The organism is Pseudomonas sp. FYR_7, assembly GCF_043106155.1.
Taxonomy (GTDB): Bacteria; Pseudomonadota; Gammaproteobacteria; order Pseudomonadales; family Pseudomonadaceae; genus Aquipseudomonas; species Aquipseudomonas parafulva_B.
The window spans coordinates 21,625-43,326 of the sequence record NZ_JBICMI010000061.1 but is presented as its reverse complement, the minus strand read 5'-3'; the positions used below and the strand labels follow the sequence as shown (position 1 = coordinate 43,326).

The 21,702-nt window shown below is 63.0% G+C and carries 20 protein-coding genes; 9 read left to right on the top strand and 11 right to left on the bottom strand.

Going from position 1 to position 21,702, the window contains the following annotated elements:
• Positions 1–166: 166 nt before the first annotated feature.
• The 3 genes from ACF8R3_RS15235 to ACF8R3_RS15225 all read right to left on the bottom strand — a co-directional run bounded on the left by ACF8R3_RS15235 (position 167) and on the right by ACF8R3_RS15225 (position 4,262).
• Positions 167–1,456, bottom strand: a complete 1,290-nt coding sequence (locus ACF8R3_RS15235) for a PQQ-dependent sugar dehydrogenase (protein WP_392515832.1) — start codon at positions 1,454–1,456, stop codon at positions 167–169.
• Positions 1,453–1,881 carry a DUF2231 domain-containing protein gene (locus ACF8R3_RS15230; RefSeq protein WP_058638343.1) on the bottom strand — a complete coding sequence of 143 codons (429 nt, stop codon included), beginning with the start codon at positions 1,879–1,881 and terminating at the stop codon, positions 1,453–1,455. Before ACF8R3_RS15230 ends, ACF8R3_RS15235 begins: the two co-directional genes overlap by 4 nt.
• A gap of 194 nt (positions 1,882–2,075) precedes the next feature.
• Positions 2,076–4,262 (bottom strand): OsmC domain/YcaO domain-containing protein, encoded by a 2,187-nt coding sequence (locus ACF8R3_RS15225; protein ID WP_058638344.1) that lies wholly within the window; start codon positions 4,260–4,262, stop codon positions 2,076–2,078.
• Between the two features lie 261 nt (positions 4,263–4,523).
• Here ACF8R3_RS15225 and ACF8R3_RS15220 point away from each other — a divergent pair, with 261 nt between their 5' ends.
• From ACF8R3_RS15220 to ACF8R3_RS15210, 3 genes are read left to right on the top strand one after another with little or no spacing between them, the layout of a single operon-like run.
• A complete protein-coding gene (locus ACF8R3_RS15220; RefSeq protein ID WP_058638345.1) occupies positions 4,524–4,979 on the top strand; it encodes a (2Fe-2S)-binding protein in 456 nt (151 codons plus the stop codon).
• A complete protein-coding gene (locus ACF8R3_RS15215) occupies positions 4,979–7,219 on the top strand; it encodes a molybdopterin cofactor-binding domain-containing protein (protein ID WP_392515831.1) in 2,241 nt (746 codons plus the stop codon). The genes ACF8R3_RS15220 and ACF8R3_RS15215 overlap by 1 nt, the downstream gene beginning before the upstream one ends.
• 17 nt (positions 7,220–7,236) lie before the next feature.
• The gene (locus ACF8R3_RS15210) at positions 7,237–8,583 is read left to right on the top strand and encodes a cytochrome c (RefSeq protein ID WP_078478521.1); all 1,347 of its coding nucleotides are present in this window, start codon (positions 7,237–7,239) and stop codon (positions 8,581–8,583) included.
• Positions 8,584–8,614: 31 nt separating this feature from the next.
• Here the strand turns inward: ACF8R3_RS15210 and ACF8R3_RS15205 are convergent, their stop codons facing one another.
• Positions 8,615–9,391, bottom strand: coding sequence for an ABC transporter substrate-binding protein (locus ACF8R3_RS15205; RefSeq protein WP_197844042.1), 777 nt, complete (start codon positions 9,389–9,391; stop codon positions 8,615–8,617).
• Between the two features lie 68 nt (positions 9,392–9,459).
• Complete coding sequence (locus ACF8R3_RS15200; RefSeq protein ID WP_058605375.1) at positions 9,460–9,777, bottom strand: hypothetical protein; 318 nt, start codon at positions 9,775–9,777, stop codon at positions 9,460–9,462.
• Between the two features lie 311 nt (positions 9,778–10,088).
• Between ACF8R3_RS15200 and ACF8R3_RS15195 the strand changes: the two genes are divergently transcribed.
• From ACF8R3_RS15195 to ACF8R3_RS15185, 3 genes are all read left to right on the top strand, one after another.
• On the top strand, positions 10,089–11,834 hold the full coding sequence (locus tag ACF8R3_RS15195; RefSeq protein ID WP_392515830.1) for a BCCT family transporter: 1,746 nt from the start codon (positions 10,089–10,091) through the stop codon (positions 11,832–11,834).
• Between the two features lie 118 nt (positions 11,835–11,952).
• A complete protein-coding gene (locus ACF8R3_RS15190) occupies positions 11,953–12,210 on the top strand; it encodes a hypothetical protein (protein WP_196125825.1) in 258 nt (85 codons plus the stop codon).
• Between the two features lie 175 nt (positions 12,211–12,385).
• Complete coding sequence (locus ACF8R3_RS15185; RefSeq protein WP_196127555.1) at positions 12,386–13,036, top strand: TIGR04211 family SH3 domain-containing protein; 651 nt, start codon at positions 12,386–12,388, stop codon at positions 13,034–13,036.
• Between the two features lie 179 nt (positions 13,037–13,215).
• On the opposite strand, the gene ACF8R3_RS15180 is transcribed toward ACF8R3_RS15185, so the two are convergent.
• On the bottom strand, positions 13,216–14,097 hold the full coding sequence (locus tag ACF8R3_RS15180) for a LysR family transcriptional regulator (protein WP_392515829.1): 882 nt from the start codon (positions 14,095–14,097) through the stop codon (positions 13,216–13,218).
• 133 nt (positions 14,098–14,230) lie between these two features.
• Between ACF8R3_RS15180 and argC the strand changes: the two genes are divergently transcribed.
• Both argC and ACF8R3_RS15170 read left to right on the top strand, forming a co-directional pair.
• Positions 14,231–15,190, top strand: coding sequence for an N-acetyl-gamma-glutamyl-phosphate reductase (gene argC / locus ACF8R3_RS15175; RefSeq protein WP_392515828.1), 960 nt, complete (start codon positions 14,231–14,233; stop codon positions 15,188–15,190).
• A 61-nt stretch (positions 15,191–15,251) separates the two neighbouring features.
• Positions 15,252–15,938 (top strand): GNAT family N-acetyltransferase, encoded by a 687-nt coding sequence (locus ACF8R3_RS15170; RefSeq protein WP_058638354.1) that lies wholly within the window; start codon positions 15,252–15,254, stop codon positions 15,936–15,938.
• 44 nt (positions 15,939–15,982) lie between these two features.
• Here ACF8R3_RS15170 and ACF8R3_RS15165 read toward each other — a convergent pair whose 3' ends face one another.
• The 5 genes from ACF8R3_RS15165 to ACF8R3_RS15145 form a co-directional block, all read right to left on the bottom strand.
• A complete protein-coding gene (locus tag ACF8R3_RS15165) occupies positions 15,983–16,738 on the bottom strand; it encodes an ABC transporter permease (RefSeq protein WP_058638355.1) in 756 nt (251 codons plus the stop codon).
• Entirely contained in the window at positions 16,738–17,943 is a 1,206-nt protein-coding gene (locus ACF8R3_RS15160; protein ID WP_392515827.1) for an ABC transporter substrate-binding protein, read from the bottom strand. Before ACF8R3_RS15160 ends, ACF8R3_RS15165 begins: the two co-directional genes overlap by 1 nt.
• Positions 17,930–18,751, bottom strand: a complete 822-nt coding sequence (locus tag ACF8R3_RS15155) for an ABC transporter ATP-binding protein (RefSeq protein WP_058605890.1) — start codon at positions 18,749–18,751, stop codon at positions 17,930–17,932. Before ACF8R3_RS15155 ends, ACF8R3_RS15160 begins: the two co-directional genes overlap by 14 nt.
• On the bottom strand, positions 18,748–19,812 hold the full coding sequence (locus ACF8R3_RS15150) for an acyl-CoA dehydrogenase family protein (RefSeq protein ID WP_058638356.1): 1,065 nt from the start codon (positions 19,810–19,812) through the stop codon (positions 18,748–18,750). The genes ACF8R3_RS15155 and ACF8R3_RS15150 overlap by 4 nt, the downstream gene beginning before the upstream one ends.
• Positions 19,813–19,911: 99 nt before the next feature.
• On the bottom strand, positions 19,912–20,475 hold the full coding sequence (locus ACF8R3_RS15145) for a carboxymuconolactone decarboxylase family protein (protein ID WP_023535132.1): 564 nt from the start codon (positions 20,473–20,475) through the stop codon (positions 19,912–19,914).
• 102 nt (positions 20,476–20,577) lie between these two features.
• Between ACF8R3_RS15145 and ACF8R3_RS15140 the strand changes: the two genes are divergently transcribed.
• Positions 20,578–21,489, top strand: a complete 912-nt coding sequence (locus ACF8R3_RS15140; RefSeq protein ID WP_058638357.1) for an AraC family transcriptional regulator — start codon at positions 20,578–20,580, stop codon at positions 21,487–21,489.
• The last annotated feature ends 213 nt before the right edge of the window (positions 21,490–21,702 follow it).

Here is a 21,702-nt window from a genome sequence, read left to right as displayed (position 1 = left end):
GGGTTCAGCATGAGGCTATTGACGCCTCGCATGGAAATCGAAAGCTGAGATGGAAACTATTCGTGTGGCGAATAGCGAATCTGCGTGGCTATGCCAAGGCGTAATAGCCATGATCCTAGAGAGTAAGCCACAGGGACGGACAGTCCCGCCCCTGCAGCCGATCGCATCAGTTGCGCGTCACCCGCCATACGGTGTTGGCCAGATCGTCCGCAATGATCAATGCCCCACGCGGATCGACTGTCACACCCACTGGACGCCCACGCGTCTTGCCATCCTCACCTCGAAAGCCGGTGGCGAAATCGATGGGTTCGCCTGCCGGCTTGCCGTTGCTGAACGGCACGAAGATGACCTTGTAGCCAACCGGGTTCGGCCTGTTCCAGCTGCCGTGCTCGCCCACGAACACCCCCTCGGCAAAGCCTTGGCCCATGGCGGCCGTTGAGAAGTCGACACCCAGCGCCGCGACATGCGACCCCAGGCTGTAGTCGGGCTTGATCGCCGCAGCTACTTTGTCAGGATTCTGCGGCCGCACCCGGTCGTCGACGTTCTGCCCCCAGTAACTGTAGGGCCAGCCGTAAAAGCCGCCCTCACGCACGGACGTCAGGTAGTCGGGGACCAGGTCTGGGCCCAGTTCGTCGCGCTCGTTGACCACTGTCCAGAGCTGCCCGGTACCCGGCTGGATAGCCAGTGCAGTGGGGTTGCGCAGCCCGGTGGCGTAGGGCCGATGTGCGCCCGTCTGGGCATCGACTTCCCATACCATCGCACGGTCGATCTCGACCTCAAGGCCGCGCTCGGTGATGTTGCTGTTCGAACCGATGCCGACATAGAGGAAGCGGCCGTCCGGGCTGATGGTCAGGGCTTTGGTCCAGTGGTGGTTGACCTCGGCCGGCAGGTCGGTGAGCTTGACCGGTGGGCCGTCGGCCTTAGTCTGGCCGTCGCGGTAGTCGAAGCGCACCAGTGCGTCCTGGTTGGCCACGTACAACTTGCCATCAGCAAATGCCAGGCCATAGGGCGCATTCAGGTTGTCGGCAAAAACGGTCTGCAGCTCATACTTGCCATCACCATCGGCATCGCGCAACAGGGTCAGGCGGTTGCCGCCCTTGACCTGAGTATTGCCCTTGGCCTTGATCTGGCTGGCGATCACATCCTTGGGCTTGAGTTTGGCAGCGCTGCCGCCACGCCCTTCGGCCACCAGGATGTCGCCATTGGGAAGCACCAGGCTCTGACGCGGGATCTTCAAGTCGGTCGCGATGGCCGTGATGCTGAAACCGTCGGGCACGGTCGGCTTTTGCTGCCCCCAGGCCACCGGCTCGGCGATCTTCATGCTGGGCAGCAGACCGCGCTGGGGCTCGGGCAGCTTCGGGTCAGGCCCACGGGCCTGGGTGGGGTCACCCTCACCGCCGCAAGCCGCCAGCAACAGCGAAAGGGACAACAAGCTCACAGCGTGCAGCGCTCTCATGCTTCACCTCCCGAACGCAGGTTGCTCAAGCCAAGCCATGCCGTCACCACAGCGAGCACGGTCACGATCACCGACAGTACCAGCCCGGACGGCATCACAGCCCAGGCGTCCTTGGCATGCTCGAAGGCGTTGACCAACCCCAGCACCCACGTCACCAGCAAGAGCAAGAAGTAAAGGGTTGGCCGCCCGGTCTTGTGTCGAGCGCTGATCAGGTTGGCCAGGGCGAACAGCAGGGCCAGCCCGCAGAACACCAACCCGCCTGCGATCAGCCAGGCGGCAAAGTTGCTCCATTGGATCTGGTAGCTGTTGTAGTAGGCAATGTCACTAATCATTGCCCCCAGGAACAGTGGCACGGTGCCCGCCAACAATAATGCATGCAGCGGGCCGGGTCTGCAGCGGTACAGGGTAGGGTCGGAAACGGTCACGGTGCCTCCTTTTCGTTCAGTGACCGGGGCCGACGAGAGACGGCCCGCGGGGATACGCAGGGTGCGCCTAGCAAATGAGCACCTTGACGAGCCGATAGTTCAGCCATACATAGCTGAAATATCCTGCAAAAAACCCCGAACCGCTGCCCTTCGTGGCATACGCGGCCTATCCAGGCCCGCATGCCTGCCAGACGTCAGGCCAGTCGCGCCCGAGCGGCGTGCAGCTTCTTGTAGCTGTCGATCAGACGCAGGTGGCGATCCAGCCCTTCGAGCTTCATGCTGGTCGGGGTCAGGCCGTGGAAGCGCACGCTTCCCTCGATCGAGCCCAGCACCGCATCCATGCGCGGGTTGCCGAACATGCGGCGGAAATTGACTTCGTAGTCGGCCATGTCCAGTTCATCGTCCAATTGCACTTCCAATGCCACATTAAGCGCCTGGTAGAACAGCCCCCGTTCCACGGTGTTGTCGTTGAACTGAAGAAACGCCTCGACCAGCTCTTTGGCCTCCTCGAAGCGCTGCACGGCTAGGCAGATGAGCAGCTTGAGCTCAAGGATGGTCAGTTGCCCCCATACCGTGTTGTCGTCGAATTCAACGCCAATCAGCGTGGTGATGGTGGTGTAGTCATCGACATCGCAATTGTCCAGGCGTTTGAGCAGCAGCTTGAGCGAGCGATTGTCCAGGCGGTGCAGGTTGAGGATGTCGGCGCGGAAGGAAAGCGCCCGGTTAGTGTTGTCCCAGATCAGGTCCTCGACCGGGTAGATTTCCGAATAGCCTGGTACCAGGATTCGGCAGGCGATTGCACCGAGGTTGTCGTACACGGCCATGTAGACCTCTTTGCCAAGGTCTTCGAGGATGCCGAACAAGGTGGCTGCCTCCTGCGCATTGGCACCTTCGCCCTGGGCAGTGAAATCCCAATCGACGAACTCGAAGTCAGCCTTGGCGCTGAAGAAGCGCCACGACACAACACCGCTGGAGTCGATGAAATGCTCGACGAAATTGTTCGGCTCGGTCAGGGCGTGGCTTTCGAAGGTGGGCTGTGGCAGGTCGTTCAAACCTTCGAAGCTGCGGCCCTGCAGCAGTTCGGTCAAGCTGCGCTCCAAGGCCACCTCAAGGCTTGGGTGCGCACCGAACGAAGCGAACACACCACCGGTGCGCGGGTTCATCAGGGTGACGCACATCACCGGGAATTCGCCACCCAGCGAGGCGTCCTTGACCAGTACTGGGAAGCCCTGCTCCTCCAGCCCCTGGATACCCGCGACGATGGACGGATAGCGGGCCAGCACCTCGGCGGGAACGTCCGGCAGGCACAGCTCGCCTTCGAGGATTTCACGCTTGACCGCACGCTCGAAGATTTCGGACAAGCACTGCACCTGCGCTTCGGCCAGCGTGTTGCCCGCGCTCATGCCGTTGCTCAGGAACAGGTTCTCGATCAGGTTCGACGGGAAGTACACCACCTGCTGGTCTGATTGGCGCACGAACGGCAGCGAACAGATGCCCCGGGCGGTGTTGCCCGAGTTGGTGTCGTACAGGTGCGAGCCGCGCAGTTCGCCATCGGGGTTATAGATGGCCAGGCAATGCGCGTCGAGGATTTCGTCAGGCAGGGCATCCCGAGGGCCGGGCTTGAACCACTGTTCGTCCGGGTAGTGCACGAACGCCGCATTGGCCAGCTCCTCTCCCCAGAACTGATCGTTGTAGAAGAAATTGCAGTTCAGCCGCTCGATGAATTCGCCCAGGGCAGACGCCAGCGCCGCTTCTTTGGTAGCGCCCTTGCCATTGGTGAAGCACATGGGCGACTGCGCATCGCGCACATGCAACGACCAGACGTTGGGCACGATATTGCGCCACGAAGCAATTTCGATCTTCATGCCGAGGTCGGCCAGGATGCCGGACATGTTGGCAATCGTCTGTTCCAGTGGCAGGTCCTTGCCAGGGATACGGGTGCTGGTTTCGGCCACCGGCATGAGCAAACCCTGGGCATCGGCATCGAGGTTGTCGACCACCTCGATCACGAATTGCGGACCGGTCTGCACCACCTTCTTGACCGTGCAGCGCTCGATCGAACGCAAGATGCCCTGGCGGTCCTTGTCGGTGATGTCTTCCGGCAGCTCCACCTGGATCTTGAACACCTGGTTGTAGCGGTTCTCGGGGTCGACGATGTTGTTCTGCGACAGGCGTATGTTTTCGGTGGGAATGCCGCGTGTCTGGCAGTAGAGCTTGACGAAGTAAGCCGCGCACAGCGCCGAGGACGCCAGGAAATAGTCGAATGGCCCAGGGGCCGAGCCATCGCCCTTGTAGCGGATCGGTTGATCGGCGATCACCGTGAAGTCATCGAACTTGGCTTCGAGACGGAGATTGTCGAGAAAATTGACCTTGATTTCCATGCGGGTTTACCGTGATTTTAAGCGTGCAAAACACAATGGTCGGCATTATCCGGTTTTTCACAGCGGAAATCCTCCCCGACCGGCATGCGCGTCAATGGCGGCCTCGCGCTTGCGCATTCCGGGGAAATCCTTGCCTGATCCTCTGTATCTGCACAGCCTGGCGCAGGCACCGGTTCAGCGCTGTGCTAGCGTTTCTACACGGGGCGACGCACCCCACGATCATGACAAGAACAGCGCTAACCGATGACTGGCAGGTGAACCATGGAACTACTCATCAACGGCACGACCCACCAGGTCGATGCAGACGCCGACACGCCCCTTTTGTGGGTGATCCGCGACGATCTGGGCATGACCGGTACCAAGTATGGCTGCGGCCTGGCCCAGTGCGGGGCTTGCTCGGTGCTGGTGGACGGCGTTGTGGTGCGCGCCTGCGTGACCCCGGTGTCCGGCGTGGTTGGCCGACACGTGTCGACCATTGAGGCGATCGAGGCGGACCCTGTGGGCAAGCGGGTGGTAGCGGCTTGGGTGGAACACCAGGTCGCGCAATGCGGGTACTGCCAATCCGGTCAGGTAATGGCAGCGACCGCGCTGCTCAAGCATACCCCGGCACCCAGCGCCGAGCAGATCGATGCAGCCATGATCAACCTGTGCCGCTGCGGCACCTACAACGCTATTCATGCAGCCATGCATGACCTGGCGCAGGGAGCCAAAGCCTGATGAGCACGCCTGATCCCGCTGCTGAACTGCATAGATTGCAAGTTGGCGAAACCGTCAATCTCTCGCGTCGCCGCTTCCTCGTCGGCACGGCTGCAGGCGCATTGGTCCTGGGCTTCGGCCTGCCGACGGGCGTTGCGCGTGTGCAAGCTGCTGCCGATGTGCAGCGAGGCACCCAGGTACCGGCGTTCCTGGAAATCCGACCGGATGGCACGGTCCGTCTGCTCAGTCCGTTCATGGAAGGCGGCCAAGGACCGTTCACCGCCATGGCGCAGATTGTTGGCGAGGAGCTGGATGTGGATCCTGCTCACTTCATCGTGGACAGCGCCCCACCTGGCCAAGCCTATGTGGTGATGGAAAACGGCATGCGCATCACCGGCGGCAGCATGTCCGTACGCATGAGCTACCCCACCATGCGCCGCCTGGGCGCACTGGCGCGGGCGATGTTGCTGCAGGCCGCTGCGCAGCAACTGGGTGTCGCGGTGGGCGAGCTCACCACGACGCCGGGTACCGTAGTACATACCACGTCAGGGCGCACGCTTGGGTACGGCGAACTGGCCGAACGCGCCATGGACCTGCCGGTCCCCGACCCCGCCACCGTCAAGCTTCGTGATCCTGCCCACTTTCGCTGGATTGGCAAGCCAGTTCGGCGCCTGGATGCATACGACAAGTCCACCGGCAAGGCCATGTACTGCATCGACCTCAGCGTGCCTAATATGCTTCATGCCGCCGTGCAGCATGCCCCTCGCCTGGGCATGACGGTGGGCCAGGTGCGCAATGAGGCACAGGTGGCTGCCATGAAGGGCGTGCACTCGGTGCATCGCCTGCCCGGTGCTGTAGCGGTGGTTGCACCGCGTTGGTGGCACGCCAAGCGTGCGGTCGAGGCACTGCAAGTACAGTGGCTGGAGCCAGCCGCAGATTCCACCGTGCGGGCCATGCCGGCGGATTTTTCCAGCGACGGCTGGCTCCAGCACCTGGCCAGTGCCACGGGTCCAACCCGTGATGAAGAAACGGCCGGAGACGTGGCAAGCGCGCTGGACAACGCCGTGACCACTGTCGAGGCCAGCTACCACAACCAGTACCTGAACCATGCCCAGCTCGAGCCCCCTTCTGCCCTGGCCCGCTTCAACCCCGACGGCACACTGGAGGTCTGGCTGCCCAACCAGGCGCCCGACATGTTCCGCGATGACATCGCCAAGCGTACCGGGCTGTCACCCGACCAGATTACGCTGCACTCGCCGCTGCTTGGCGGCTTCTTCGGTCGACACTTCCTGTATGAGTCCGCCAACCCTTACCCGCAGGCCATCGCCCTGGCCAAGGCGGTAGGCCAGCCCGTCAAGCTGATCTGGAGCCGCGAGGAAGAGTTCCTTCGCGATGTGCTACGCCCTGTCGCCGCGGTCAAGTTCCGCGCCGGGCTCGATGCCGAAGGCTTGCCGGTAGTCCTGGAGGCGGTCAGCGCCACGGAAGGCCCCACCGAAGCCCTGGCCGGCAAGCAAGGTGACAAGGTCGACCCCACGGCACTGGAAGGGCTATCGGGCAAGGCCTATGCCATAGCCAACAAGCGCATCGCACAGGTGTACGTCAAAGGCCCGGCCATGCTCGGTTATTGGCGGTCGGTGGGCAACTCGCTCAATGACTTCTTCTATGAGTCTTTCCTGGACGAGCTGGCGGACAAAGGAGGCCAGGACCCTCTGGCCCTGCGTCGGCACCTGCTGCGAGACAACCCGCGCCTGACCCAGTTGTTGCAAGCGGTCGTCGAGCTTTCAGGGGGCTGGAAACGAGGGCCTTTCACTGCCGAGGATGGCACGCGGCGGGCCCGAGGCTTGGCGATGGCGTCCCCTTTCGGGTCCGAAGCGGCCGTGATCGCCGAGGTCTCCATCGAAGACGGCCAAGTGAAGGTCCACGACATCTGGCAGGCGATCGATCCGGGTAGCATCGTCAATCCGGCCATCATCGAGCACCAGGTCAATGGCGCGGTGGCCTTGGGGTTGTCGCAGACGCTGGTCGAGGAAGCGGTGTACGTCGATGGCATGCCGCGTGCGCGCAACTATGACCTGTACCCGATCCTGCCGCCTGCGCGCATGGCTCGGGTACATGTACGCATCGTTGAGAGTGGCGCGAAGATGGGCGGTATCGGCGAGCCACCGTTGCCCGCGGTAGCACCGGCGGTGGCCAATGCCGTGGCCCAACTGACCGGACAACGGGTTCGCAGCCTGCCCATGAGCCGTCATACCTTCAGCTGACCGACAAGGACGCCGCCATGCACCCTCGTACTGCTAGAACCCTTGGCTGGCTGTTGCTGCCCTGCGCGGTCGCCGCCGGCCTGGCCGGTTGGTACGTCACCCGTGAACCTGCCTCGCCGTTCTCTGATGAGCAGGCACGCGCCACCGACGACCCGGCATTGATCAGTCGCGGGGAATACGTCGCAAGGCTGGGCGATTGCGTCGCCTGCCACAGCCTGCCTGGCGAACCGCCGATGGCCGGGGGGCTCGAGATGGCTACCCCGCTTGGCACGATCCACGCCACCAACATCACACCCGACCCGGAGACAGGCATCGGCGCCTACTCGCTGGCCGACTTCGACCGGGCCGTGCGCCACGGTGTGGCGCCTGGCGGGCGCCGCCTCTATCCCGCCATGCCGTACCCCTCCTACGCCAAGCTCAGCGACGACGACATACGTGCGCTTTACGCCTTCTTCATGCGCAGTGTTCAGCCTGCACGACAGCCGAACACGCCTGGCGACATACCTTGGCCATTGAACCTACGCTGGCCCATCGCCCTGTGGAACGGCGCGTTCGCACCTGCGAGCCCTTACGTGGCGAAGGACGACCAGAATGCACTGTGGAATCGCGGCGCCTACATCGTGCAGGGGCCTGGGCACTGCGGCAGCTGCCATACCCCCCGAGGCCTGGCTTTCAATGAAAAAGCCTTCGACGAGTCAGGCGCCCCGTATCTCGCAGGCGCCTTGCTCGACGGCTGGTACGCGCCCAGTTTGCGCAATGACCCTAACACCGGCCTTGGCCGCTGGAACGAAGCTGAGGTGGTGCAGTTTCTCAAGACCGGTCGCAATCGACATGCCGTGGTCTTCGGCTCGATGACCGAGGCATTCAACAACTCCACGCAGTTCATGACCGATGGCGATCTACAGGCCATCGCCCACTACCTCAAGGCACTGCCCGGCGATCCATCCCGAGATGGCAAACCCTGGCAGTACCAGCCTGAGCCGACGCTCGCCCAGCTGGAGCGCCCAGGCGTACGCACGTACATGGCGCGCTGTGCTACCTGCCACGGCATGGACGGCAAGGGCCAGGGTGAGTGGATGCCGCCCTTGGCCGGCGCCACTTCGTTGCTTGCAAAGGAGGCTGCTTCAGCCATCAACATCACCCTGAACGGGTCGCAGCGGGCCGTGGCCGATGGCAGGCCCGATGCCTACCGCATGCCCGCCATGCGTGCACAACTGAGCGATCAGGAAACAGCAGAGGTGCTGAGCTATATCCGAAGTGCCTGGGGTAACCACGGCAACGCCGTCGAAGCCGCGGCAGTGGCCAAGCTGCGCAAAGATACCGATCCTGCCAGCCCTAGTCCGATCATCCTGCAGATGCGCTGACCCATGCCGCGCATTCGAGCACCGGAAGGCCTTAGCGGCTGCGCTCCAGGTTGAGTTTGAGCAGCTGCTGCGGTACCTCCTGCGCGTTGAGCTGCTGCATCGCCCGGCTCAGGGCTTCGCGCAGCGCCGGCTGATTGCACGGCGAAGCCTTGGACAGGGCCAGGTACAGGCCTTCGCTGGAGACAGGCGGCTGCAGCACCAGCACCTGCTGGTCGATGCCCAAGGTGCGCGCCAGGGCTAGGCCTGGGTACTGCTCATAGATCACATAGTCACTGCGCCCGTGCATCAGCTTTTCGAAAGCTTGCCTGGCGCTGGGCACCGCTTCGAGCGTCAGGTGCTGCTTGGCGTAAGCATCGAACGGCTGGCCGTGACTGTTATTGACCAGCGTTCCACCCTTGAGCCCCTGCAGGTCCGACCATTGCCCGTAGACGAAGCCATGCCCCTGACGGGCCCAGATCACGCTCGGCGTGTAGAGAAACGCCGGCAGGATGAAGTCCATTTGCTGCTGGCGGGCGTCGGTGATGAAGTAGCCGGCCATCAGGTCGACCCTGCCGGTACGAACCTCTTCCTGGGCCCTGGACCAAGGGCCTACATAGAGGACGTCGATTTCCAGGCCAAGGCTGTTGGCCAGGCGCGTGACCAGATCCGCATTGGCCCCAATCAGATGGTGCGGGTCCAGGGGGTCATGCCAAAGGTAGGGGGGATATTCCGGGTTTCCAGTGGCGGTTAGCCGTTTACACGGCTCGGCAGCCATTGCCAGCAGTGGCAGTAGCCCAAGGCACAACAGGCCAACCCAACCCTTGATCATGCGAGACCTCCGGCAGACGACGCTGTGATACCTCGATCCCTGTGCTGGGCCCTAGACAATAAGCTGCTTCAGGCGGTCAGTTCCAGCCGCGCGCGCGCCCCTGCCCGCTGGAAAACCTCGCGCACCTCGTCGGCCTTGGCCTTGGTGACCGACTTGCCGCTCAGCAGCTCGTCGACCACGCGCAGGCCTTGCTCGACGGCAGTGGCCAATTGTTCAGCATCGGAGGCGTCGGCGATATCACCCAGATAAGGCGCGATGAGGTAGACATAACGATCCTGCAGTTTCAGCGTTTCCAGGGCGTCGAGGGCCTGCTGGAAGCGATCGGCCGCAGCGGGGCTCATGCTCAATTTATCGAAATGAATCAGGCTCACACGATCAGTGGCCATGTTGACGAATCTCCGTTTCCTGATGCGGCGCAGGCCACGAGCAGCAGCGTGTCCACGCTACTCGGACAAGCAGGCCCGGGTGATGTCGATCAGGTTAACAGAACACGGCACAGAAAGGGTCATCCGCCCAAGAACTAAAAGTGACCAGCAGGTCGCGCAATGGAAGCCCCACGGCGCAACCGGGACAGGCAGCGGGATTTGACGCGCAGGATAATCGCCCGGCAAACCACCCTGCCGAGAACGCCACCACGCGCTCGCCTCTACAACAACAAGCCTGTTTCAGCAGGCACGCCACACAGGGCTCCCACTTCATGGTAAAGGAACACTCCGCAGAGACACCCGATCTTGGCGTTACCGACCCCTCCAAAACCGACGAAGCCCGACAGGACCGGCGCCTGGAGGGCAAGCTCGACTGGGTCGTATTCGGCTTGACCAGCCTGTTGGCCATCGCGTTCGTGCTGTGGGGTTTCCTCAACCAAGTCAATTTGGCCAGTAGCGCGTCCAGTGCGCAGTCGTGGGTCATTCTCAACTTCGGCTGGTTCTTCGTACTGACCTCCACTGTGTTCGTCGTGTTCGTGCTGTGGCTGGCTGCCAGTCGATATGGTCGCGTACCGCTGGGCCGGGATGGAGAACTACCTGAGTTTCGAACGGTGTCGTGGGTGGCGATGATGTTCAGTGCCGGCATGGGGATCGGCCTGATGTTCTTCGGCGTGGCCGAGCCGTTGTCGCACTACGTTTCCCCGCCGCCGGGCTCGACCACTGGACAGTCGAGCGAAGCGATGCAGGTGGCCATGGCCACCACCCTGTTTCACTGGACGCTGCACCCTTGGGCGATGTATGCCATCGTCGGGCTCGCCATCGCTTACGGCACCTTCAGGCGCGGCCGCTCCCAACTGATATCCGCAGCCTTCAGGCCCTTGATCGGCAAGCATGCCAATGGCCCGCTCGGCCGTCTGATCGACATGATGGCAATCTTTGCCACGCTGTTCGGCTCGGCCGCCTCGTTGGGGCTTGGTGCGCTGCAAATTGCAGGCGGCCTCGAATACAAAGGCTGGATCGAGCACCCCGGCAAGCTGTTCTACATCGCACTGATCACCGTGCTGACCATTGCCTTCGTCACCTCGGCCGTATCGGGCATCGGCAAGGGTATCCAGTGGCTGTCCAATACCAACATGGTGCTCGCACTGATGCTCGCCGTGTTCGTGTTCCTGGTCGGGCCTACCTTGCTGATGCTGAACCTGCTGCCGACATCGATCGGCATCTACATCAAGATGCTGCCGGAAATGATGGCGCGGACCAATGCAAGCGGCGGCGAACCCATGAACGCCTGGCTGGCCGGCTGGACGGTGTTCTATTGGGCGTGGTGGATTTCCTGGACGCCTTTCGTTGGCATGTTCATCGCCCGTATCAGCCGGGGGCGCACCATTCGCCAGTTCGTCACCGGGGTGTTGCTGGTGCCGAGCCTGGTCAGCCTGGTGTGGTTCACCATCTTCGGCGGGGCGGCCATCGATGCCTTGCGCGAAGGCGCCTTCGTACTGGCGGATGGTGCGGTCAACAGCAACCATGCGCTGTACCAATTGCTCGCCAGTTACCCGTTGGCCTCTGCCACGTCGGTCCTGGTGATGATCCTGGTCGGTATCTTCTTCGTCTCCGGTGCCGACGCGGCGTCACTGGTCATGGGGACGCTGTCCGAACATGGCACCACTTCCCCTTCGCGGCGCACGGTGATTTTCTGGGGAGCGCTCACCGGCACGGTCGCAGCCATCATGCTGGCCATCGGTGACCCCAGCGCGCCAGACAAAGCCCTGACCGGGCTGCAGAACCTGACCATCGTAGTGGCCCTGCCCTTCGTACTGGTCATGGTGCTGCTGTGCCTGGCGCTTTATCGCGACCTGCGCAAGGACCCCATGATGCTGCGCCATCTTCGCGGAACCGAGCTGATCGAAAAGGCCGTGTTGTATGGCGCAGTCAAGCATGGCGAAGAGTTCTACATCGTCGTTCAGGAGAAGAAAGCCTCGGTGAAAGCGGTTGCAACCAAGGAGCTGACCGAATCGTGAGGTCAGCAGATCGGTCGCTCTGATACCTACCCGCGAAACTGGTAAAAGTGCCAGTTTCGTATTGCCAGCGACCGACGCAATATCGTCAGCGTCTCCCAGCCGAATGAGCGCAGCGCGCATGAATGACCTCCTGCAAGGTAGAGTCGCCTGGTTCGATACCGACCAGGCGTTTGGCTGCATTCTGGGAGCCAACGGCGTCGGCTTTCTTCTTCAGGGGCGACACCTGCTCGACCCAGGTACGCCGCCCTGCCGCGGGCAGGTTTACCAATTCGAGCCGGTCTACAGAAAAAATGCCTGGTGGGCCCTGCAGGCCTCGCCCTTACTGCCCCTGCCTGATGAATTGACGATCGGCGTGCCTGACGATCATCCAGATTGATCTGATGCCCACTGCTGCGCAGCTCATCCAATTGCGCAACATGTTGAAGACTTTTCGCGATGCTATCGGTGAACCAGCTTACAAAAAAACGGTCTTTCGCTGACGGTTCACTCCCCGACCGGTTCGCGGCCCATCCACCGGCCTACATTTGTCCAGTTTCAGCGAAGACCCCAAAATGCCCGACTCCCGCCCAACTGCCTTTGCCCTCACTGCCCTGCGCGGCGGTCTGCTTACCAGCGCGCTGGCGCTTGTCACGCCCGCGCACGCCGAGGCGCCAGCCAGCGATGCACGCTGGGTCAGTGACAGCCTCAGCACCTACGTACGCAGTGGCCCGACTGACGGCCACCGTATCGTCGGTACGCTAAAGTCCGGGCAGCCACTGACGCTAATCGGTACACAGGGCAACTACAGTCAGGTTCGTGGACAAAACGGTGATGTGGTGTGGATCCTTTCCAGTGACCTGCAATCAGTGCCCGGTCAGAATGAGCGCCTGCCTCAGCTCGATGCTCAGGTGGCCGAGCTGACAGGGCAATTGAAGACCATCGATGACAGCTGGAAAAACCGGGTGCAGGGTATGCAGGAAACCCTGGATTCGCGCAAGCAACTGGTCGATGAACTCCAGGCGCGCAACAAGGACTTGAACGAGCAGCTGGACCAGAGCCAATCGAACCTTCGCGACGCTCAAGCGCGCCTGGGTGACGAGAACAAGCAGGTGATGATGCGCTACATGGTGTATGGCGGCAGCATCGCAGGGGCCGGTTTGTTGGTGGGTCTCATCCTGCCGGCCTTGACCCGTGGGCGGAAAAAGAACGATCGCTGGTTCTAGGACTGTGTTGAGGATTGCCTGTCTTGCACAGACCGGCAGATTCTTAAGTTTCGAAACGGACTTGCCGGCTCGTCGGCCTGGCCGGGGCGAGCTATAGATCCGGGGCTGCTGCGCAGCCCTGCTCCGGTAGATGCTCAACCCGTCATCCCCAGCATTCACCGCTACTGCGCCTTCCCATACTACTGACCAAGCCGCTCTAGTGCCTGGAGCACAAAGGTAGTAGCCCTCTCCTGCCTGGCGTCCCGGCAGGCGATCCCCAACTGCCGCCACAACCCAGGCCGCAAGGGTCGACAGACCAGACGCGGGTCCGCCTCCACCGCTTCACCTTCCTGCGGCAGCAACGTAGCACCGTACCCGGCGCCAACCAGGCGCTTGACCGCGTCGTTGTAGTTCAACTCGATGCGCGGCTGTGGGTGCAGCCCGGCCGCTGCGAACCATTCGGTGCAGACCCGCGACAACTGCGTGCTGCTGTCATTGAGAATCAAAGGCCGCTCGGCCAGCCACTGGGGGGTGACAGCTGCCGGCGGCTGCCAGTCAGCCGGCATATAGGCCAGGATGGGGTCTCGGCGCCAAGCGGTGACCGCCAGGCCCTTGCCCGCCACTTGTGGTAGCGCCACCAGGCCAATGTCCAGCAGCCCTTCACGCAGCTGCACCAGGGACGCTTGTGAAGTGAGCACTTGCACCTGCACGTCGATGCCAGGGTGTTCACTGCGAAGGTGCTTAAGCGCCTCGGGCAGCAGGTGCGCGATGGCCCCGGTCGATGCGCCCAGCCGCACGCGGCCTGTCAGGCCTTGCACTTGATTGCGCACCTCATCCAGAGCCATTTCGGCATCGGCAAGCAGGCGTCTGGCGCGCACCAGCAGGGTTTCGCCGATGACTGTCGGTCGAACCTGGCCGCGTGTGCGGGTCAGCAGCGTGGCGCCCACCCGCGACTCCAGCTCGGCCACATGCAGGCTAATGGTGGGGGGTGCCAGATTGAGCTGACGGGCTGCCGCCGCAAAAGACCCAAGCTGGCTGATCACCACCAGCGTACGCAGGCGGTCAAGGCTGATTTCACGCACAGGGCTACGGCTTCCTTGAGGTAAACGTCGGAAGATTCAGAATAACTGAACGTGCCCGTCATGAAATGTAAATTTTCTTTATGCCCAGCTTGAGCGACTCTGGTGTCCGACCTACCCGCCTGGACACGTGAACATGCATCTACCTCTTGTTTTCATCGATGGCGATCAAGGCACCACCGGGCTGCAAATCCATGCCCGCCTGCACGCTCGCACGGACCTGCGCCTGCTGACACTTGCCGACGCGCAGCGCAAGGACCTCAGGTACCGCAGCGAGGCCATCAACCGTGCCGACATCGCCATACTTTGCCTGCCCGATGACGCTGCACGCGAAGCGGTGAGCGCGATCCACAACCCCGGTGTACGGGTGATCGATGCCAGCTCCGCCCACCGCACCGCGCCAGGTTGGACTTACGGTTTCGCCGAATTGAATCGGGACCAGGCTGCGCATATCGGCCAAAGTACCCGGGTCAGTAACCCTGGCTGCTACCCGACGGGCGCGATCGCATTGCTCGGCCCCCTGATCGCGGCAGGCTTGGTACCTGCCGACTACCCGCTGGCCATCCATGCCATCTCGGGGTATTCCGGCGGCGGGCGCGCAGCGGTGCAGCGGCACGAGCAGCAGGACGGTAGCGCCGCCTCGGCCTGGCTCATGTACGGGCTGGACCTGGCGCACAAGCATGTGCCCGAGATCCAGGCCCATGCCGGTCTATCGGCCCGCCCTATGTTCATGCCCGCCTACGGCGCCTATCGCCAGGGCATCGTCCTCAGCATCGCCCTGCACCTGCGCTTGCTGCCCGGCCAGGTCAGCGCGCAGCAGTTGCAGGCGTGTCTGGAGCAGCACTACCAAGGCGCCCGCCACGTGAAGGTGATGCCGCTGCAAACCCAGGGCACAGCCGAGCGCCTCGACCCGCAGGCGCTCAACGGGACCGATGATCTGCGCCTGGCCCTGTACGCCAACCCCTCGCAAGGCCAAGTGCTGTTGACCGCCGTCTTCGATAACCTGGGCAAAGGGGCTGCCGGGGCTGCCGTGCAGAACCTGGACTTGATGATCGACGCCATGCGCGCCCACGGCGATAACGGCAAAAACGGGTAGACTGTACAGCCCGCGCACTCATGTTGCGGGCTGTATTCCATTCGCCGGAGCCTGTTTGCCGATGTACATCCTGAGCCGCCTGTCCAGCGTGCCACCCGAGTCGTTCCAGAACCAGATCCGTGAACTGGTCATCCACGAAGTGGGTGAGCTGAGCAGTGTCGCCATTACGCCTGATAACCCGTTGTACCCCTTGTACCAGTACGGTGTAGGCATGGAGGTGCACCAGTATCTGCAAGCACTCGATGGTACCCGCGGGCTGCGCGTTGCCCTGACTCTGGCACTCGATGCCGATGCCCCGGACCAGTTACTGGGCTTTGCTCTGGCATTGCCAGCCGACAACGACGACCAGGCCTGTGCCCTGGCATTTCTCGCTGTAGCGCCCACGCACCGCCGCCAGGGGATCGCGCGCGCCTTGCTGGCCGACCTGCAGGCTCAGTACCGCTACATTGAACTGAATGCCTTTGCCCACCAGGTGCCGTGGTTCGAAGTCATGGGCATGCAAGCGGTCTCGGCCAACGGCCCACAGGTACTGATGAGCAGTACCGGGCAAGGCGGTGATGCCCTGATCGGGCGCTTGGACATCGCGCCTATCTACCAGACGACCGAAGTCATGCAAATCCACACCTATCTGCTGAACCAGCACGGCGAAGACGCCATGATTGAGGCCGAACAGCGTCGGGACGAGCGTCTGGATGAGCTAGCCCTTCAGGCCCAGGCCTGCGTGCAGCAACGCCTGACGGTACATTGATTCCCCTGCTCCTGCGCCCGTGACAAGGCGCAGGTCGTCCGCACTCAGGCATGCACCCAACGTCGATGCAGGCCGCGGGCCAGCGCATCCAGGGCAAAGCCCAGCACCCCGATCAGCAGCACCATGGCCATCAGCTCGGAATAGGCCAGGCGGTCGCGTGTATCGAGAATGAAGTATCCCAAGCCTGCGCTCACCCCGAGCATCTCGCAGGGCACCAGCACGATCCACAAAATGCCGATGGCCAGCCGTACCCCTGTGAGCACGTGCCCGATCACGCCGGGGACAATCACCTTGCACAGGGTTTCCCAACGGGTGGCGCTCAGGCTTCGGCTGAGCTGCAGCCAGCGCGGGTCCAGTTGCCGCACCCCGGCAGCGGTATTGAGCAGGATCGGCCACAGCGCAGCGAACGCCAGCAGGAAGTAGATGGGCTGATCGCCCACCCCCATCAGCATCACCACGACCGGCATCCACGACAGCGGCGAGATCATGCGCAGGAACTGGAACGCAGGGGTAGTCGCCGCCTCCAGGTGCCGGTAGCTGCCCACCAGCAGCCCAAGGGGCACACCGATCAGCAGCGCCAGCAGCAAACCGATCAGGATGCGTTTGAGGCTGACCCAGATATGTCCGTACACCTCGCCTTGCCCAAGCAGCTCGATCAGGCTGGTAAAGGTGGCCGAGGGCGAGAAGCGTGCCGACAGGCCATCGGGCTGGCCGAAGGCTGCCACCCCTGCCCACCAGACCAGCAGCAACCCCAGCAACCCGGCCAGCCCCAGGCTGGCATGCACCACATGCTTGCGCATCAGACCGCGAACTCCTCGCTGCGCTCGAAGGTGTCGGCAATACCGAAGACCGAAGGCCCCCCGACGCTGGCGATGGCATTGCGCACAAAACGGTCGTCTACCAGGTCACCGGCCACGTGTGCCGGGTCCAGGTCGGCGAGAAACGCGTTGTTGCCTTCGATCAAGGTGCGCTTGAGCCGTGTGACGAGCTCCTGGGTGTAGCTGGGGTACGGATAAGGCTGGAAGTCGATGCGTTTCTCATCCCACTGCTGGTGTTGTATGGCACCGGTGGCGATGTAGTCGGCACGGTCGCTGGCAGCAGGTGCCAGCACTCTGGTCAACACCGCGGGGTCGTGTGGGGTGTACTTGTTAGGGCCTGCCTTGGACAGCAAAGCAGCCGCCTCGGCCCGGTGCTCGCGGGTCCATTGCTGGGCCTTGACGATGGCGTTGACCACCTTCTGCGACCAGTTCGGCCGGTTGTTCAGGTCGTGTTCATGCATGAACACCACGCAGCAGGCGTGGTTGCGCCAGACGTCCCCGGTGAAGCGCTGCACGCGCCCGACCTTGAGGTTTTCGGCCAAGGCGTTGAACGGTTCGGCGACGATGTAGCCGGCGATGCGCTTGCTGGCCAGGGCCGGGGGCATGTCCGAGGGAGGCAGCACCAGCAGGTTCACTTCGTTGGCGGCAAGCGCTGCTGTGGCGGGTTTGGACACGGCGGTCAGGCCACTGTCCGCGAGCATCTGTTGCAGCACAACGTTATGAATCGAATACCAGAACGGAATGGCCACGGTCTTGCCACCGAGCTGTTTCATGTCGGTAATATCTGGCGCCACCGTCAGCCCCGAGCCGCCCACATGGTTCCAGGCCACCACTTTGGCCGGCACCTTGCTTGCGTAACGCGCCCATACCGTCATCGGGGACAACAGATGGATGACGTTGACCTGCCCGGAAATGAACGCTTCGATCACCTGTGCCCAACTGCGCAGCAAGACCGGCCGTTCGGCCTTGACGCCTTCGGCCTCGAACAGGCCATTGTTGTGCGCCACCAGCAACGGGGTGGCATCGGTGATGGGCAGATAACCGATGCGCACAGGCGCATCGGGTTCGGCGGCGGCGCGTGCCTGCAAGCTGGACAGCAGCGGCAATGCGCCCGCTGCGGTCAGCAGTGCGCTCATCTTGAGAAAATCGCGACGCGAAGAAGCGGCGCAGCAGTCATCCATGCACATGGACAGCCTCCGAGGGCAAGGGGGTGGGTTGGGGTTCGACTGTGCGGCTTGCCCGCCGAAGGGTTTTGAGAATCTCGATGCGCAAGGCGCCCAATGCCTCGACCTGCTGCGTCCGGGGTTGCGGCAGGTCGACGAGCCATTGCCCGAGCGTGTGCGCTGGGTGGTCGCCCAGTAGCAATACGCGGTCGGACAACAGCAGGGCTTCGTCGATGTCATGTGTAATCAGGACCGCCGCGGTGTTGTGCGTGGCGATCAATTGCAGCAGCAGTTGCTGCATGTCGGCGCGGGTCACCTCGTCCAGCGCGCCGAACGGCTCGTCGAGCAGCAGCACTTCTGGCTGGCGCGCCAGGCAACGGGCCAATGCCGTGCGCTGGGCCATGCCGCCGGAGAGCTGGGCCGGATACTGGTTGCGTGCATGGTCCAGGCCTACGGCAGCAATGGCATGGTCGACGCGTGCCCGACGCTCGTCTGCGGCAAGCGTTGGCTGGCGGGCGAAGTCCAGGCCGAAGGCGACATTCTTCTCCAGGCTCAGCCAAGGCAGCAGGCTTGGGTCCTGAAAGGCCACCGCCAGGCGCGGATGCGGGCCCTGCAGCGGCTGGCCGTGCAACATTACGTGCCCGCCTTGGGGTTGCTGAAGGCCCGCAAGCACGCGCAGCAGGCTGGACTTGCCGACACCGCTGGGGCCCAGGATGCTCACCACCTCGCCTGGGGCCAGTTGCAGGTCGAACCGGGCCAGTACCTGCTGCCAGCCCTCGGCACGGGGGTAGCCCAGGCTGATGTCCTTGGCTTGTAGCACAACGTGGGTCATGCCGATGCTGCCTGGCGATGAAGTTCAGCGCGCAGTTGCACCAGGCTGGGCGTGACGATGGGCACGAAGGCTGACTCACGCCAGCGCCGCGCGAAGCCTTCGCCATATTCGCACAGGTAAGCTTTGCCGCCGCTGGCCTGTAGCTCAAGCTGCACGGCATCGGCGGCGCACTCGGCCAGGGTGATGCGCAATTTGAACAGCGCTGCCGGCTGCTCCCTGAAGCGCTCATCGAGCAGCCCTTGCTTGAGCTCACTCACGGTGTTCTCCAGGCGAGCACTGAGTACCTGCCTGGCTTCATCCAGGAACGAAGCGCGCCCGTGCAGGTGACCCTGGACTTCTTCCAGCGCCCTGCGCGCCAGGCCGATGGCCATGCCGCACTGCAGCCCCAGGAAAGCCGGCCGGACACGGGGCAGGAATTGGCGGGCGTTGTCGTGCAGCAACCAGTCACGCGACAATTGCACCTGGTGGAAGGCCAGCGCAGCGGTGTTACTCGACTGCAAGCCCATCAGTTGCAGGTCGTCAGAGCGCTCAAGACCTTGTGCATCGGACGGAATGGCCAGCACGAAGGGGGCGCCACCGGCGTCATCCTCGATGGCAGCGGCTACAACGAAGCCGCTCTTGCGCAGGTTGGTCACCCAGTGCAACCGCCCTTCCAAATCCCAGCCATCCTCCTGGGGCCGACCGCGCACCTGTAGCGTCTCGATACCCGAAAGAAACTTCATGGCGTTGGACAAGCCCGTGGCGCCGGCCAGCTCACCGCTCAACAGCGCAGGCAGCAGCCGTTCGCGCAGCCCGGTATTGGGGCTCTGCAGCAGGTATTCGATGAAGGCCCGCTGCCCCCAGCACACGAAGGCCGTGGCCAGTGAACGGCTGGCAATGGTTGCGATGGCCTCCACCGCGTCGGTGATCTGGCCACCTGAACCGCCCAGGGCAGGGTCGATGCCAACGCGCAGCAATTGCGACTGCGCTATCTGGGACAGCACCTGTTGCGGCTCGCACTGGCCACGGTCGATGGCTTCGGCATTGGCATCCAGCCACTGTCGAAATGCGCACTCTTGCATGTTTTCTTGCTCCTTTTGAAACGCCGCGGGCGCCTGGCGACCCGTTCACGGCCAATGACCGTTCCAGTACCGACCGCAGTGCGGCGGGTTGCCTGCGTCCTAAGCAGACGGCTGTTGCCAGCGATACTTACCCAGCTCATCGTTGAGCGGCGTCTGGGCGAACACATTAGCAAAGTTGCACAGGGTTGCGAGGCTGACGCCCAGAATCACTTCCAGCGCATTGCCCTCGGTGAAGCCAGCGTCGCGAAAAGCCTGGTAAGTCGCCGGGCTCACATCGCCGCGGGTGGCGATGACTTCGCGGGCAAACGCCGCCAGGGTTTCGTATCGCGCGTCGGGAAGCTCGCCGCGCGCGCGCAGGGCGTCGACCACTTCGTGGGGCAGCTTGGCTTTGTTCAGGGCCACTGCCGTATGGCCCGCCACGCAGAAGTCGCAACCGTGCTGGGTGGCGGCGATCAACTGCACCACTTCGCGCTCGGCCAAGGTCAGCTCCGACTTGCCGTTCAACGCCGAAACGGTGACATAGGTTTCCAGCGCGGCTGGGGCGTTGGCCAGGACACGCAGCAGGTTGGGGATGAAGCCCGAGTTCTTCTGGGCGTTTTCGAGGAACGGCTTGGCCGCCTCTGGTGCGGTCTGCAGGTCGTGTAGGGTAATGCGCGAGGACATGGGGTACTCTCCTTTGCCGTGTATCAGTACAGTCTGTTGGTTATAAGAAGTACGCTCCATATTCATCAGTCGTTTTTACTTGCTCCTGAGTGTTTGCCTTAGATGATTTCGTCCAGCCATCTCGTCGAGCGGTTATTAGAAAGCCTCGAGCTAGACGCCAGCCTGTTTCATGTCGGCCGTTACTGTGGAGGCTGGCACGCCAGCACCCACGGCATGGGCCACGCCAGTTTTCACCTGGTCGTGCAAGGTGGCTGCTGGCTGCACGCAGAGACCCTCGAGCAGCCGGTGCGCCTGGAGCGCGGCGATGCCGTGTTCCTGCTGCGTGATGTGAGCTATCGGCTTGCCAGCGAAGCCGATGCCGCGCAGGCCTGCGCCCAACCGCGCCAGCCCATGCAGCCCCTTGATGCCGAGGCGAGCGATGGGGTGGGCCTGGTCTGTGGGTTCTTCCATTTCAGCAGCGGCCTTTCGGCGCTGATCATCGACGCAATGTCCGATCTGATCATCCTGCGCGCCGAGGACCCCGCAGGTAGCGCTGCCCGCGCCTTGTTCGATCTGATTCTGGAAGAATGCCGGCGCGCCAACGGGCCCTCTCAAGTCTTGCTGGAGCGACTGACGCACCTGTTGTTCCTGTATGCCCTGCGCCAACAGGTGCATGGCGCTCAGCCGCTGGGTGGGCTGATCGCCCTTGCCCGCCAGCCAGTGTTTGCGGACTTGCTCGAACAGTTGATCAAGGCGCCTGGGGCCATCTGGACGCTGGAACGCATGGCGGCGTGCACGGGTTTGTCGCGGTCGGCGTTCTTCAAGCGTTTCAGCGAGCTGGCCGGGCAGTCACCCGGCCAAGTGCTGTTGGCACTGCGCATGCGCCATGCCAGCCAGTTGCTGCGCGCCGGCCATACGGTCGAACAGGTAGGTGCTCAGGCGGGGTATCAATCGGTAGCGGCGTTCACGCGTGCCTTCGCCAAGGCCGTGGGCGTACAGCCGGGGGCGTATCGGCGTCAGCAAAGTGGACGGTGAGAGGCCGCTTCAAGAACCCAGTGCAGGGGCATCTGCACTCTCATCTCGTTACATTGCATGACTGTCCTACAATAATGGCTTTATGTCATCATCCGCGCATTCAAGTCCACCGCACTCTCCCTCCCGCCCCTTAGCATCTCCAGAGCCTGGCGCCGTCCCGAAGGGCTTGCGCCAACGCGCCTCGCCCCCTGCACACCATCCCTAGGAGCTTTC